This window comes from Klebsiella sp. H-Nf2 (assembly GCF_002806645.1).
Classification (GTDB): Bacteria; Pseudomonadota; Gammaproteobacteria; order Enterobacterales; family Enterobacteriaceae; genus Klebsiella; species Klebsiella variicola.
In genome coordinates, this window is record NZ_PIBL01000001.1 from 162618 (window position 1) to 177136 (window position 14519).

Here is a 14519-nt window from a genome sequence, read left to right on the forward strand (position 1 = left end):
TTATAGTGGTGCATAAAGGTAAGAGGGAGAAGAGAGTGAAAAAAACAGTACGCTTCGCTGAGCAGACGGCGGTTCCGGCCATCGGGCTGGGCACCTGGTATATGGGCGAAAACGCGGCGCAGCGTCCGCAGGAAGTCGCTGCACTGCGTGCGGGCATCGATCATGGACTGACCGTGATCGACACGGCGGAAATGTACGCCGACGGTGGGGCGGAAGAGGTAGTCGGGCTGGCGATCCGCGGCCTGCGCGACCGCGTGGTGCTGGTGTCTAAAGTCTATCCCTGGCATGCCGGCGGAACGGCGATGCGCCGCGCCTGTGAGAATAGCCTGCGCCGGCTGCAGACCGACTATCTCGATATGTATCTCCTGCACTGGCGCGGGGATATCCCGCTGCAGGAGACGGTCGAGGCGATGGAGAGGCTGGTGGCCGAGGGCAAGATCCGCCGCTGGGGCGTCTCTAATCTGGACACCGACGATATGCAGGCGCTGTGGCGGACGGCGGGTGGCGAACGCTGCGCGACCAACCAGGTGCTCTATCATCTCGCATCGCGGGGCATTGAATACGATCTCCTGCCCTGGTGCCAGCAGCACACTCTGCCGGTGATGGCCTACTGCCCGCTGGCGCAGGCGGGGCGCTTACGCGATGGACTTTTTCAGCATAGCGATATCATTAATATGGCTAACGCGCGGGGGGTGACAGTCGCGCAGTTGCTGCTTGCCTGGGTGATTCGTCATCCCGGAGTGCTGGCGATCCCGAAAGCGGCCAGTATTGAGCATGTGGTGCAGAATGCCGCCGCGCTCGATATCGTCCTCAGTGCGGAAGAGCTCGCGCTGCTGGATCGCCTCTATCCGCCACCGCAGCGAAAAAACCGGCTGGATATGGTTTAATCAGCACCTCAGCCAGCGGAGAAAAAAGCCCCGTCTGAAACGGGGCTTTTTGCTGTTAGCGTTTTTTCAGGCTGATGGTCTGCGCCAGGCGAGAGGGGGTCTCTTCGCTGGCTTTCTGCGGCTGGGTCACGCAGCAGGTTTCGACGCAAACGAAGGTTTTGTAACCATCGTCCGGCATGTCGCCCATGCTGACGGACAGCGCCGGGCCCGGGTTCCAGGCCACCACGTTGTGCTGATGATGGTGCACGACGTCGATAGTGCGGTTAAGCGCATCGTCATGGATCACGCTGCAGCTGTCGGCGTTGAGATAGACGCGGTCGGTGCGGTCCGGGAAGGTCTGCACGCCGTTGCTCAGGACGCCTTCTTCGGCATTGTTCACTTTATCGATATAGCGCTCGCCAAGACCACTCACTTTCACCGCTGCGATATCGCCGACGTTGAAGTAGGTATGCAGGGCAGAGGTGGTCTCGAATTCACCGTGGGCTTCCAGCTCGATTTCGCAGGTCTTGCCCAGCTTAAAGCGGGCATAGAGGGTGAATTCGTTCGGCCAGAGCTTCATTGTTTCGGCGCTCTGCTGGAGCGCAAAGGTCAACATTACGCCACTGTCGTCTTCGTCATGACCTTCCAGGGTCCATGGCAGATTGCGGGCAAAGCCGTGCGACGGCAGACCCTGCTGTGCGGAAGGGCCAAACCAGGGCCAGCAAATCGGCACGCCGCCGCGCAGGGCGACGCCCTGTTTAAACGGGGTGTTGTTGCTCAGCCACAGGACTTCTTCTTCACCGGCGGGTTTCCAGGAGAGCAGGTGCGCCCCCTGCAGCGCCACAGAGGCTTTCACCTGCGGATGGTCGATGACAATCAGCTCCAGGTCGTCCAGCTGGCGACGGGAGATCACGGGAGAAATGGTTTCATTCATCGGGAGAGCAAAAATTTTATTTATCATTGTGCAATCCTATCTCTGCAGACAAAAAAAAGAGCGACCGAAGTCGCTCTTACAGATTACTTTTTCATCTCAACTTATTTGGAGATGTGAGCAATCAGGTCCAGAACTTTGTTGGAGTAGCCAGTTTCGTTGTCGTACCAGGAAACCAGTTTCACGAAGTTGTCGTTCAGTGCGATACCTGCTTTAGCATCGAACACGGAAGTGCAAATTTCGCCGTTGAAGTCGGTAGAAACAACGTCGTCTTCGGTGTAACCCAGAACGCCTTTCATTGCGCCTTCAGAAGCGGCTTTGATGGCTTTCTTGATTTCTTCGTAGGACGCTGCTTTTTCCAGACGAACGGTCAGGTCAACAACGGATACGTTCGGAGTCGGAACGCGGAACGCCATACCGGTCAGTTTGCCGTTCAGTTCTGGCAGTACTTTACCTACTGCTTTAGCAGCACCGGTAGAGGACGGGATGATGTTCTGAGCTGCGCCGCGGCCGCCGCGCCAGTCTTTGTGAGACGGGCCATCAACGGTTTTCTGAGTAGCGGTGGTCGCGTGGACGGTGGTCATCAGGCCTTCAACGATACCGAAGTTGTCGTTGATAACTTTAGCCAGCGGTGCCAGGCAGTTGGTGGTGCAGGAAGCGTTGGAAACGATGTCCTGGCCAGCGTAAGTTTCGAAGTTAGCGCCGCGAACGAACATCGGGGTGTTGTCTTTGGACGGGCCAGTCAGAACGACTTTTTTCGCGCCAGCGGTGATGTGTTTACGAGCGGTTTCGTCGGTCAGGAAGATACCGGTTGCTTCAGCAACAACGTCAACACCAACTTCGTCCCACTTCAGGTTAGCCGGGTCACGTTCAGCGGTAACACGGATTTTTTTACCGTTAACGACCAGATGACCGTCTTTCACTTCAACGGTACCGTCGAAACGACCGTGAGTGGAGTCATACTTCAGCATGTAAGCCATGTACTCTGCGTCTAACAGGTCGTTGATTGCAACGATCTCGATGTCAGAACGTTTCTGAGCAGCACGGAAAACAATGCGACCGATACGGCCAAAACCGTTGATACCTACTTTGATAGTCATATATTCCACCAGCTATTTGTTAGTGAATAAAAGGTTGCCTGTAAAATTACAAAAACCTTACGCAGCGTCAAGCGGAATCGTGTCAATCATTGCGACAAATCAATCCTGAGCAGACCTTGCGCGATTGATTTGCCTCACTCTCCCTTTGAGCCCAATTCCATATGGGGGCTGCGCGCGGAATTTTAAAGGGCATTTAAGATAAAAACGTGATTTAAGTCACAATTATCTGGCTGCCTGTTGGCACCGCATAAGTTTAGAACAAAAGTGCACGCTTCATTGTTAATGTTTTGTTAGAATTGGAGCGAAAGTTGTCCATTGCAAAGCGAGATGTATGCCCATGGCGAATAAACCCTCCCCGGAAGAGCTGAAAAACGGCTTAAGCGAAATGCAGTTTTACGTGACGCAACATCATGGCACGGAACCGCCTTTTACCGGACGGCTGCTGCACAACAAGAAGAATGGCGTGTATCACTGCCTGGTGTGCGATGCGCCGCTGTTTAACTCCCAAACCAAGTACGACTCCGGTTGCGGCTGGCCGAGCTTCTACGAACCGGTGAGCGAAGAGGCCATTCGCTACCTGACCGACAACTCGCACGGCATGCAGCGCATTGAGATCCGTTGCGGAAATTGTGATGCCCATCTCGGCCACGTGTTTCCGGATGGCCCGCAGCCGACCGGCGAGCGCTATTGTGTGAATTCGGCGTCGCTGAGCTTCACTGATGAGCAGAATGGCGAACAGATTAAAGGTTGAAGAAACGATTCAGCAAATTATTCCAAGCGGAGTGGAGCGGAAGATGGATATTGAGCAAATTATCGACAGTATGACGCCGGAAGTTTACCAGCGTCTGGCGACGGCGGTGGAGCTGGGAAAATGGCCGGATGGCGTGGCGCTGACGCCGGAGCAAAAGGAAAATAGCCTGCAGCTGGTGATGCTGTGGCAGGCCCGGTATAACACCGACGCCCAGCACATGACCATCGACACCCGCGGGCAGATGGTGATGAAGAGCAAACAGCAGCTGAAGGAAGATTTCGGCATCGTGCCGAAGCCGATCGCCACCGTTAAGCTGCAATAAACCGCCAGCCGGCGTCGCGTGGTTCCGGCGTCGGGGTGACCCCGCGCCGGATGACGTCAGCGTGAACGACCGCGCGCAGCGGCCAGACCGGCCTGCTTACTTTTTGTTCATCATCGCTTTCAGATCGGCAAACGGGTTGTAGGTGGCCTCACCGACGCTCTTTTGCGCATCTTCGCCCGCCACCACCGTGGATCCGTACTGATCGGCTTCCGTGTACTTGGAATGTTCGTGATCGTGACAGTACAGGCACAACATCTCCCAGTTGCTACCATCTTCCGGGTTATTGGAGTGGTCGTGATCGATGTGGTGCACCGTCAGCTCGCGCAAATTGGAGTAGACAAACTCCCGCGAGCAGCGTCCGCACACCCAAGGAAAAAGCTTGAGCGCCTTTTCGCGGTAACCCACTTCCAGACGCGCGTAATTTTTGGGGATATAGGCCATGGCCCCCTGCCTCCTGTCAAACGGTTAAGCTGCGCCAGCGCGTGGCGCAGCGGATAACAGGCATCATAACCTATCCCGGGGTGCGCGATATACCTGCATTGCAGGCGATGTTGCCTGCGTCACGCAGCCCGAGCGGGGATGCGGTGGAACCGTCGCGGTTAGTGTTTGATCCCCAGCGATTCCGCCAGCTGACGGGCCAGCTGATTCTGGTCATCGGCGCCATATTCCCAGAACATGGCCCCGGCGAGGCCCTTCGCCTTGATATAGTCCGCCTTAATGGCCACCGAGCGCGGGTTCTCATACGACAGGGCGAACAGCGGCTTGCCCTCCGCGGACTGCACTGACAGCCACGGAACCTTCGCTTCATCGTCCCAGTGCTCGGTAAAACGCTTCTGCGGATCGTTGAGCAGTTTGCTCACGATATCGTTGTATTTCACGTAGGTGTCTTTGCTCAGGTCATAGCCCAGCGAGGCAAACAGCGCGATCTGTTGTGGCCCAAAATAGGGTTGGGTGACCGGATTGTTTTGCGCATCCGCTTTTGTCCAGTCAATCCCCGGTTCGACGGCCCGTTTCGGTACCCGGCCATAAAAACCAATCCCGAGGTTCATCTGGCTGGGTTTAAGCCCGGCGGCCAGGTAATTGTTGACCACAAAATCGGCGCTGTATTTATCCGCCGCGGCGACCGTCGGCCAGTGGCGGGAGTCATACAGGTTCGAGTTGAAGTACTGCGTGCCGTAGGCCATGTCGTAGGTCATCAGGTTGATGTAGTCGAGCGATGGCGCAATCGCTTTAACGTCCACCCAACTTTTCGGGCTTTCTGCGTTAGCCCCCACGGCAATAGTAACCAGTTTCTTCGTACCAAACGCTGCGCGCAGCTCTTTTAACAGCGCGGTAAAGTTATCGCGATCGGCCGGTTGACTGGCAACCAGCCCCCAGGCGCCGTTGACCGGAAACTCCCAGTCGAGGTCAATCCCATCCAGACCATATTTTTCAATAATTTCCTGCGCAGACTGAATAAACACCTTCCGGGTTTCTTTGCTTGCCGCCGCGCCTGAGAAACCGCGCGCCCCCCAGCCGCCGACCGACAGCAGGACCTTGAGGTCCGGGTTCTGTTTACGCAGGGCCGGGAGCTTTTGCAGATCCGCCTGCACCTTCGGCGACAGCCAGATCTCGTGCAGATGCGCAGGATCCTTCAGGGACGCATTGGTCTCGTCTTTTTCATCGTTATAGATAAGGCCAAACGAGTAGTTGAGATGGGTGATCTGCCGGACGTCCAGCTTATCGATATCGCCGCCGGGCCCGGCAGTGACGTCGCCGCCGCCGTTGAAATAGCCGACGGACATCAGGGGTTGGGCAGAGAGCGCGGAAGCGCAAAGCAAGGGAAAAGCTGCCAGCAAGGGCAAACGTTTCATGGTGGTTCCTCTTTGACATATAAAAATAACCACGCCACGGAAATGGCGTGGCGAAAAAACAGCCTTGCCAGACTACCAGCAATAACCTGTTGAAACTGCGAGAGAGTTCAATTTATGGACGATAGCGAGGCGGCAGAAGAAGACCCGGCGCGAAGGCGCCGGGAGAGAGGATCAGGCCTGAGATTCCCGCCAGTCATCGAGGGTATACAGCGTGGCGCCCGCGGCGGCCATCTCCATAAACGCCTGGCTGCTGTCCTGCGGCTGCAGGTTAACGCCGCGACAGCCGTCGATGATGACATTGACCGTATAGCCCAGCGCCAGGGCATCCAGCACGGTGAATTTGACGCAGTAATCGGTGGCGAGGCCGAGCACGGTCAGTTCCACGATGCCCTGGCCGCGCAGCCAGCCGTCCAGTTCAGTTTTCTGCCGGTGACCGTTGTCAAAAAAAGCGCTGTAGCTGTCAATGACCCGGTTTTGCCCTTTGTGGAACACGGCGTTGATCGCCTGCTGTTTGAGCAGCGGATGCAGCGCCGCGCCTTCGCTGTACTGCACGCAGTGATCCGGCCAGAAGGTCTGCGCCAGGCCATCGAGTTCGCCCTGGGTGTAGGATGCCACCTGGTGCTGGCTGGCAAAGCTGCCATGATCCGCCGGGTGCCAGTCCTGGCTGGCGACGATCGGCTCGCCGCGCGCCAGGCTCCAGTCGATAAGCGCATTAGCCACCTCAACGGTACTGTCGCCTTCAGGAACCGCCAGCGCGCCGCCGGCGCAAAAGTCGTTCTGCAAATCAACCAGTAACAGTGCTCGATGTGCCATACGTCCTCCTTAAGCCTCGTCGGGGGTGAGTTCGCCACGCAGATTTTGCTGCATCGCCGCGCGAATGGCGTCAACATCCAGCTGCTGGCTAAGCAGATAGTGTAGCTTGGTCAGCGTCGCTTCCACCGTCATATCGAAACCACTGATGACCCCCGCCTGGGCGAGGGCGTTGCCGGTGGCATAGCCGCCCATGTTCACTTTCCCGGACATGCACTGCGTCAGATTGACCACCACGATACCGCGCTGGCTGGCTTCCGCCAGCACCTGAATAAACTCGCCATTCTGTGGGGCATTGCCGACGCCATAGGAGCGGAGGATCAGGGCTTTCACCGGCTGGCGCAGGAAATTGCGCACCACGTCGGCGGAGATGCCGGGGTAAATCGTCACCACGCCAATCGGCTGCGGGGTGATGGGGTGCACGATAAGCTCCCCGCTGCCCTGCGGCGCCGGCGGGGTACCGAGACGGCGAATATGGATCCCGGCTTCCAGCAGCGGCGCGAGGTTTGGCGAGGCGAAAGCGTCGAAGCCGTCGGCATGGGCTTTAGTGGTGCGGTTGCCGCGAAACAGTCGATTGTTGAAGAACAGCGCCACTTCGTTAATCGGATAGTTGGCGGCGACGTAGAGGGCGTTGAGCAGGTTAATCTGACCATCAGAACGCAGCTCGGCCAGCGGGATTTGTGACCCTGTCACAATGACAGGCTTGCCAAGGTTTTCCAGCATGAACGACAGCGCCGAAGCGGTAAACGCCATGGTGTCGGTACCATGGAGGATGACAAAGCCATCATACTCATCGTAATGGCTGCGGATATCGTCGGCGATGTGCTGCCAGTCCTCGGGGGTCATATCGGATGAATCCATCAGCGGATGGTATTCATGGATCGTGAAGTCCGGCATCTCCGGACGATGGAACTCAGGCATCAGCGCCAGCTGACGCTGCAGATGGCCGGAAACGGGTACATAGCCGTGTTCAGAGCGCTGCATACCGATGGTCCCACCGGTGTAGGCAACGTAAATCGATTTTTTTTGCATAGCATCGCTTAGGTTGGTCGTAGACAGGCGCAGTATAAAGAGACGCAGGAAAAAATACAGTGTTGGCCGCTCGCTTTGTGGCGGCGCTGGCAGGTGCGGGAAAAAGGCTGCCCCGGGAGACGGGGCAGCCGCTGCGTATTAACGGATGTTGGCGCAGGTCAGGCAGAAGGCATAGCGGTTCTGCGGGTCGTTAAACGCCGCCAGCTTGTCGCTCTCCGCTTTCACCGTCTCGGCCGCCGCGGCGACCGGTGCAGGCAGCCAGGCCTGAATGGCCGCCGGCAGCGAGGCGCGTACCGAGCCGGTCAGGCTATCCAGCACCATCGAGAAGAAGGTCGGCTCTTCCTGATAGTAGTTGAGGTGCCAGGTTTTCAGCTTCGCCAGCTCGGCGGCTTTAGCCACCGCATCGTCGAAGTCGCCGAGGCTGTCGACCAGGCCGTTGGCTTTGGCATCTTCCCCGGTCCAGACGTGGCCCTGGGCAATCTGGTCGATTTTCTCCGGCGTGCTCTTACGGGCGTTAGCCACCAGGGTGATAAAGCGCTGATAGCCATTCTCAATGCTCAACTGCATCAGCTGCTGCACTTCCGGCGGCAGCGCTTTGGTACTGGAGACATCCGCCAGCGGCGACGTGGCGACGCCGTCGGTGTGGACGCCAATCGACCCGAGGGTATTTTCCACGGTGTTGATCACGCCAAAGATGCCGATGGAGCCGGTGAGGGTGCTCGGATTAGCGACGATGTAATCCGCTGGGGTGGAGATCCAGTAGCCGCCAGAGGCCGCCATGCCGCCCATCGAGACCACTACCGGTTTACCGGCGGCTTTGGCTGCCGCCAGCTCTTCACGGATAATTTCTGAGGCGGTCACGCTGCCGCCCGGGCTGTTAACGCGCAGCACGATGGCCTTAATTTTCGGGTCGAGGCGCGCATCGCGAATTTGCGCCGCCGTGGTATCGCCACCAACGTTGCCCGGGGTCTCCTCGCCATCCATGATGGCGCCGTTGGCAAAGATCACCGCAATGGCGGAACCTTCGTCAGACGGTGTCTTCACGTTGTAGTCGTAATAGCTGATCGCCCGGTAATTGTTATCCGTTTTGCTCCAGCCAAACTGTTTGGTCAGCGCCTTTTCCACTTCCGTGGAGGTCGCCAGCTCATCCACCAGCTTATTGTCCAGCGCATATTTTGCCGTATCGCCGCCCACTTTACGCAGGCCATCGATAATGCCCTGGGCGCCCGGGAAGAGCTGCTGGGCGGTGATCTGGCGGTTGGCGGCAATGGTGTTGAGGTAGTTCTGCCACAGTTCGCCAATCCAGCGGCTGTCCGCCTCGCGGGCGGCAGGGGACATATCATCGCGAATGAAAGGCTCGACGGCGGATTTATAGGTGCCGACGCGGAAGACATGGGTGGAGACTTTCAGCTTATCCAGCAGCGACTTGTAGTACAGCCCATTGGTGGCGAAGCCGTGCAGGTCAACCTCGCCCTGCGGTGAGAGCCAGATTTTGTTGGCAAAGCTCGCCAGGTAGTACTGGCCCTGGCTGTAGCTGCTGCCGACGGCATAGACCGGTTTGCCGCTGTCGCGAAACTCACGCAGCGCTTTACCGATGTACTGCATGGACGGCTGATCGCCGCCGACGAAGTTTTTCAGATCCAGCACAATACCGGTGATATTGCGGTCATCTTTCGCCTGGCGAATGGTCTGCACGATATCGAACAGAGAGTTCTCCTGCAGACGGTCCGAGCTGGCGCCAAACAGCTGGCGACCAATTACGCCGAGCTTGCTGCTGGCGGACGGTTTATCCACCACCACGCCGGTAATATCCAGCAGCAGCGCGCCGCGCGCGGCATGTTCGCTGGTGGTGCTGCTGAACTGGCTCCAGATGCCGATACACACCAGCACCAGCACCAGGAAGATCGCATTGAGGGCCAGTTTGCGAATAAAGTTGAGTATCCGCCACGTCCATTTAAAAAAGCTGGCAATCAGTCGCCAAAGGGTTCGCATGTCTTCTCCCTAACGTTATCTAAAAAGGGCAGGCCGCAGGGGCCGCCGCGTCTGGCTATCCTAAAGAGTGAGCCGTCGGTTGTCAGCAGGAATCACCGACCGCGCTGTAACAAAATCCTTGTGCATGTTAATTTTATGAAAAATGACATCACAGGAGTTATACAGATGGATGCTCTCGATCTACTGCTTAATCGCCGGAGCGCTTCTCGCCTGGCGGAACCTGCCCCGGCTGGCGAACAGCTGGAAAACATTCTGCGTGCCGGGCTGCGCGCCCCGGATCATGGCAACCTGCAGCCGTGGCGCTTTTTTATTATCGCTGATGACGGCCGCGAGCGCTTCAGCCAGCTGCTGGAAAAAGGGGCCACAGAGGCCGGCCAGGATGAGAAGGGAATAGAGAAAGCCCGCAATGCGCCGTTCCGCGCACCGCTGATCATTACCGTGGTCGCGCGCTGTGAAGACCACCCGAAGGTGCCGCGCTGGGAGCAGGAGATGTCTGCTGGCTGCGCAGTGATGGCGATGCAGATGGCGGCCCTGGCCCAGGGATTCAATGGCATCTGGCGCAGCGGAGCATTGACCGAGAGCCCGGTGGTGCGGGCCGGCTTCGCGTGCCGCGAACAGGATAAAATTGTCGGCTTCCTCTATCTGGGGACGCCGCAGCTGAAAGCCTCAACCACCATTGCCCTGCCGGATACCGCGCCGTTTGTGACACGATTCTGAGTCGGTGCTTGTGATGCCGGGTGGCGGCTGGCGACTTATCCCCGGTGGCGCTGCCGCTTACCGGGGCTACAGCGCTGTGCGATTTGGTAGCCCGGATAAGGCGCGCCAGGCGCCGCCTCCGGGAATGCAACGGCGATGAAGTTACTTCTGCCTTTTCGCGAATTCATCCTTTGCTTTTTGCAACTGCTGCTGGAAGGCCGGGTTGGTGTGCAGCGTAGCGACCACCGCGGAGCCGACGATGCGCGCCGCATCGACATCGCTCTGCCAGTGATAGCCGCAGATCACCCGGCTCTCGCCGAGCTCATAGCCGCGCTTCAAAATTTCATTTTGCCGCTGCGGGTTGATTTCCGCCAGCACCAGGGCGGTGGCCCAGCCGATAGAGGTATGCCCGGACGGGTAAGAGCCGTTTTTCGACAGCTTGTCCTGCTCGGTGGTGTTGCAGGTGGAGACGCCATAGAACGCAAACGGGCGAATGCGCATGTATTTCTCTTTCGCGCCGCGGGTCGCCAGATCGCCGGCGTCTTCAATCATATTGGTCAGCAGTTTGTGGAGCTGAGGCGCGTCTTTCTCGGTGATTGGGGAACCAAAGGCGCTGGAGAAGGCATTGGCCACGCCGCCCGCGCTGAGGTTGGCATCCTCTGCCGCCAGCTTCCCGCGCTCGGTATTGCGCAGCAGACGCCCCTGCTCATACATCGCCTGATCGTTTAAGAACGCGATACTGCCCACCGCCGGCGGCGGTGGCAACAGCGCCAGGCTGTCGATGGCCTGGGCATTGGTCAGATAGTAGAGATCGGGCTTGGTGGTGACATCGTTCCCGGCGGGAACCAGAGCAAAGGCGTTAACGGAGAAGAAACTGGCCAGGCAAAGGGCAAGAACACGCTTTTTCATTAGAATTTCCTTACGTCATAATCAGTCCAGAGAAGACAGTCCTGTGTTGTCACATTTCTGTCATCTTTAAGTAAAAGTGAAAATGGTCGGGAAAAAATTGTCGCATCTCGCAAAAACGGCTTTTTGTCTGCTTAATGAGCAACCATACGCGATTTCAGACTGTCGTACTTACCACCCTGGCGTTTGGGCGCTAACATAGCGGGATTGCAATGACAGGAGATGTCCATGAGCGAGCAAGCCATTCGTTTAACGCAATACAGCCACGGAGCCGGTTGTGGTTGTAAAATTTCCCCGAAGGTGCTGGAAACCATCCTGCATAGCGAGCAGGCGAAGTTTGTCGATCCGAACCTGCTTGTCGGCAACGAAACCAGCGATGATGCCGCCGTCTATGATCTTGGTAACGGCACGTCAATCGTCAGCACCACCGATTTCTTTATGCCGATTGTCGATAATCCGTTCGACTTTGGCCGCATCGCTGCCACCAACGCCATCAGCGATATTTTCGCCATGGGTGGGAAACCGATTATGGCGATTGCTATTCTCGGCTGGCCGATCAACACCCTAGCGCCGGAAATTGCCCGCGAAGTGGTGGAGGGCGGGCGCTTTGCCTGCCAGCAGGCCGGGATCGCGCTGGCGGGCGGCCATTCCATTGACGCTCCGGAGCCGATCTTCGGTCTGGCGGTCACCGGCGTGGTGCCCACCGAGCGCATCAAGAAAAACAGCACTGCGCAGGCGGGCTGCAAACTGTATCTCACCAAACCGCTGGGGATCGGTGTGCTGACCACCGCGGAGAAAAAATCGCTGCTCAAGCCAGAGCATCAGGGACTGGCGACGGAAACCATGTGCCAGATGAACCTCGCCGGCGCCGCGTTTGCCGCCATCGACGGAGTGAAGGCGATGACCGACGTCACCGGCTTTGGCCTGCTCGGCCATCTCAGCGAGGTGTGCCGCGGGGCCGGCGTGCAGGCGCAACTGCGCTATGCCGATATCCCAAAACTGCCGGGGGTGGAAGGCTATATTGCCGCCGGCGCGGTGCCGGGCGGCACCGGGCGCAACTTTGCCAGCTACGGCCATCTGATGGGCGAGATGCCGGCGGAGTGGCGTGACCTGCTGTGCGATCCGCAGACCTCTGGCGGCCTGCTGCTGGCGGTAACCCCGGAAGCGGAGGCGGAAGTACAGGCGGCCGCGGCGGAGTTCGGCATTAAGCTGGCCGCCATCGGCGAGCTGGTCACCGCCCGCGGCGGACGACCCATGATCGAGATCCGTTGATTCGATGCGGTTGTTTATTGCAGAAAAACCGAGTCTCGGTCGGGCTATCGCCGATGTGTTGCCTAAACCGCACCGCAAAGGCGATGGCTATATTGAGTGCGGCAACGGGCAGGTGGTCACCTGGTGTATCGGCCACCTGCTGGAACAGGCGCAGCCGGACGTCTATGACAGCCGCTATGCCCGCTGGAATCTCACCGATCTGCCGATTGTGCCGGAGAAATGGCAGCTACAGCCCAAACCCTCGGTCACCAAACAGCTCAATGTGATCAAGCGCTTGCTCGGCGACGCCGAGCAAGTTATCCATGCCGGCGACCCGGACAGAGAAGGGCAGTTGCTGGTAGACGAAGTGCTCGATTACCTGCAGCTGGCGCCGGAGAAGCGTCAGCAGGTGCAGCGCTGTCTGATTAACGATCTCAACCCGCAGGCGGTGGAGCGGGCGATCAACCGCCTGCGCGCCAATAGCGAGTTCGTGCCGCTCTGCGTGTCGGCGCTGGCGCGGGCGCGCGCCGACTGGCTGTACGGCATCAATATGACCCGGGCCTACACCCTGCTGGGGCGTAACGCCGGCTATCAGGGGGTGCTCTCCGTAGGGCGGGTGCAGACCCCGGTACTTGGCCTGGTGGTACGCCGCGATGAAGAGATTGAAAACTTCGTCGCCAAAGACTTCTTCGACGTGAAGGCGCATATCGTCACGCCGCAGGAAGAGCGCTTTGTCGCCACCTGGGTGCCGAGCGAAGCCTGCGAACCTTACCAGGATGAAGAAGGGCGTCTGCTGCATCGTCCGCTGGCCGAGCACGTGGTTAAGCGTATCGAAGGCCAGCCGGCGCTGGTGACCGGCTATAACGATAAGCGCGATTCCGAACCCGCACCGCTGCCGTTCTCGCTGTCGGCGCTGCAGATTGAGGCGGCCAAACGTTTCGGCTTCAGCGCGCAGAACGTGCTGGATATCTGCCAGAAGCTGTACGAAACCCATAAGCTCATTACCTACCCGCGTTCGGACAGCCGCTACCTGCCGGAAGAGCACTTCGCCGGCCGCCATGCGGTGCTGAATGCGATTGCTGTCCATGCGGCGGACCTGCTGCCGCAGCCAGTGATGGATCCGGAGATCCGCAACCGCTGCTGGGATGATAAAAAGGTCGATGCGCACCATGCGATTATCCCGACCGCCCGCAGCAGCCAGGTCAAGCTCACCGATAACGAAGCGAAGGTTTACCACCTGATCGCCCGGCAGTATCTGATGCAGTTCTGCCCGGACGCGGTGTTCCGCAAATGCCAGATTGACCTCGAGATCGCTAACGGTAAGTTTGTCGCCAAGGCGCGTTTTCTGGCAGAGGCTGGCTGGCGGACGCTGCTGGGCAGCAAAGAGCGCGATGAAGAGAACGACGGCACGCCGCTGCCGGTGGTGGCCAAAGACGATGAACTGCTGTGCGAGAAGGGCGAAGTGGTGGAGCGTCAGACGCAGCCGCCGCGCCACTTTACCGACGCCACGCTGCTGTCGGCGATGACCGGGATTGCCCGTTTCGTGCAGGATAAAGATCTGAAGAAGATCCTCCGCGCCACCGACGGTCTCGGCACAGAAGCGACCCGCGCCGGGATTATCGAGCTGCTGTTCAAGCGTGGTTTCCTGACCAAAAAGGGGCGTTATATCCACTCATCGGACGCTGGCCGGGCGCTGATTCACTCCCTGCCGGAGATGGCCGCGCGCCCGGATATGACCGCCCACTGGGAATCGGTCCTGACGCAGATCAGCGAAAAGCAGTGCCGCTATCAGGACTTTATGCAGCCGCTGGTGGGGACGCTGTTCCAGCTGATCGATCAGGCGCGGAGCACGCCAGTGCGTCAGTTCCGCGGCCTGGCCGCGCCAGCCGGGGCGAAAAAATCGTTCACTAAAGGTAAAGGCAAGCCGAAAGGGAAAAAAGCAGCAGACGATGCTGCGCCGCCGCCGCAGTAACCCGCCGGTGGTCGCGAGGATGTAAATCCCCGCGGCC

At 58.6% G+C, this 14519-nt stretch carries 14 protein-coding genes; 6 read left to right on the plus strand and 8 right to left on the minus strand.

Going from position 1 to position 14519, the window contains the following annotated elements; translation table 11 throughout:
- The first annotated feature begins 35 nt into the window (after window positions 1-35).
- Window positions 36-887: an aldo/keto reductase gene (locus CWM58_RS00850; protein ID WP_100679973.1), complete on the plus strand. Its 852-nt coding sequence runs from the start codon at window positions 36-38 to the stop codon at window positions 885-887.
- Between the two features lie 55 nt (window positions 888-942).
- Here CWM58_RS00850 and CWM58_RS00855 read toward each other — a convergent pair whose 3' ends face one another.
- Both CWM58_RS00855 and gapA read right to left on the minus strand, forming a co-directional pair.
- Window positions 943-1827 (minus strand): D-hexose-6-phosphate mutarotase, encoded by an 885-nt coding sequence (locus CWM58_RS00855; RefSeq protein ID WP_100679974.1) that lies wholly within the window; start codon window positions 1825-1827, stop codon window positions 943-945.
- Between the two features lie 74 nt (window positions 1828-1901).
- A complete protein-coding gene (gene gapA, locus CWM58_RS00860) occupies window positions 1902-2897 on the minus strand; it encodes a glyceraldehyde-3-phosphate dehydrogenase (RefSeq protein WP_061154949.1) in 996 nt (331 codons plus the stop codon).
- A 337-nt stretch (window positions 2898-3234) separates the two neighbouring features.
- Between gapA and msrB the strand changes: the two genes are divergently transcribed.
- Complete coding sequence (msrB, locus tag CWM58_RS00865; RefSeq protein WP_100679975.1) at window positions 3235-3648, plus strand: peptide-methionine (R)-S-oxide reductase MsrB; 414 nt, start codon at window positions 3235-3237, stop codon at window positions 3646-3648.
- A gap of 43 nt (window positions 3649-3691) precedes the next feature.
- A complete protein-coding gene (locus CWM58_RS00870; RefSeq protein WP_004203787.1) occupies window positions 3692-3970 on the plus strand; it encodes a YeaC family protein in 279 nt (92 codons plus the stop codon).
- A gap of 96 nt (window positions 3971-4066) precedes the next feature.
- On the opposite strand, the gene yajD is transcribed toward CWM58_RS00870, so the two are convergent.
- The 5 genes from yajD to sppA all read right to left on the minus strand — a co-directional run bounded on the left by yajD (window position 4067) and on the right by sppA (window position 9657).
- On the minus strand, window positions 4067-4411 hold the full coding sequence (gene yajD / locus CWM58_RS00875; RefSeq protein WP_002901254.1) for an HNH nuclease YajD: 345 nt from the start codon (window positions 4409-4411) through the stop codon (window positions 4067-4069).
- Window positions 4412-4569: 158 nt separating this feature from the next.
- Entirely contained in the window at window positions 4570-5823 is a 1254-nt protein-coding gene (locus CWM58_RS00880; protein ID WP_100679976.1) for a glycoside hydrolase family 18 protein, read from the minus strand.
- Window positions 5824-5994: 171 nt separating this feature from the next.
- A complete protein-coding gene (gene pncA / locus CWM58_RS00885; RefSeq protein ID WP_100679977.1) occupies window positions 5995-6636 on the minus strand; it encodes a bifunctional nicotinamidase/pyrazinamidase in 642 nt (213 codons plus the stop codon).
- Window positions 6637-6645: 9 nt separating this feature from the next.
- Complete coding sequence (ansA, locus tag CWM58_RS00890) at window positions 6646-7665, minus strand: asparaginase (protein WP_061154945.1); 1020 nt, start codon at window positions 7663-7665, stop codon at window positions 6646-6648.
- A gap of 138 nt (window positions 7666-7803) precedes the next feature.
- Window positions 7804-9657 carry a signal peptide peptidase SppA gene (gene sppA / locus CWM58_RS00895; protein WP_061154944.1) on the minus strand — a complete coding sequence of 618 codons (1854 nt, stop codon included), beginning with the start codon at window positions 9655-9657 and terminating at the stop codon, window positions 7804-7806.
- Window positions 9658-9822: 165 nt separating this feature from the next.
- Between sppA and CWM58_RS00900 the strand changes: the two genes are divergently transcribed.
- The gene (locus tag CWM58_RS00900; protein ID WP_100679978.1) at window positions 9823-10374 is read left to right on the plus strand and encodes an NAD(P)H nitroreductase; all 552 of its coding nucleotides are present in this window, start codon (window positions 9823-9825) and stop codon (window positions 10372-10374) included.
- Between the two features lie 141 nt (window positions 10375-10515).
- On the opposite strand, the gene phoC is transcribed toward CWM58_RS00900, so the two are convergent.
- Complete coding sequence (gene phoC, locus CWM58_RS00905; RefSeq protein WP_100679979.1) at window positions 10516-11262, minus strand: acid phosphatase PhoC; 747 nt, start codon at window positions 11260-11262, stop codon at window positions 10516-10518.
- A gap of 225 nt (window positions 11263-11487) precedes the next feature.
- Here phoC and selD point away from each other — a divergent pair, with 225 nt between their 5' ends.
- Together selD and CWM58_RS28995 are read left to right on the plus strand one after the other, a co-directional pair.
- A complete protein-coding gene (selD, locus tag CWM58_RS00910) occupies window positions 11488-12531 on the plus strand; it encodes a selenide, water dikinase SelD (RefSeq protein ID WP_012542093.1) in 1044 nt (347 codons plus the stop codon).
- Window positions 12532-12535: 4 nt separating this feature from the next.
- Window positions 12536-14482, plus strand: coding sequence for a DNA topoisomerase III (locus tag CWM58_RS28995; RefSeq protein WP_061154942.1), 1947 nt, complete (start codon window positions 12536-12538; stop codon window positions 14480-14482).
- The last annotated feature ends 37 nt before the right edge of the window (window positions 14483-14519 follow it).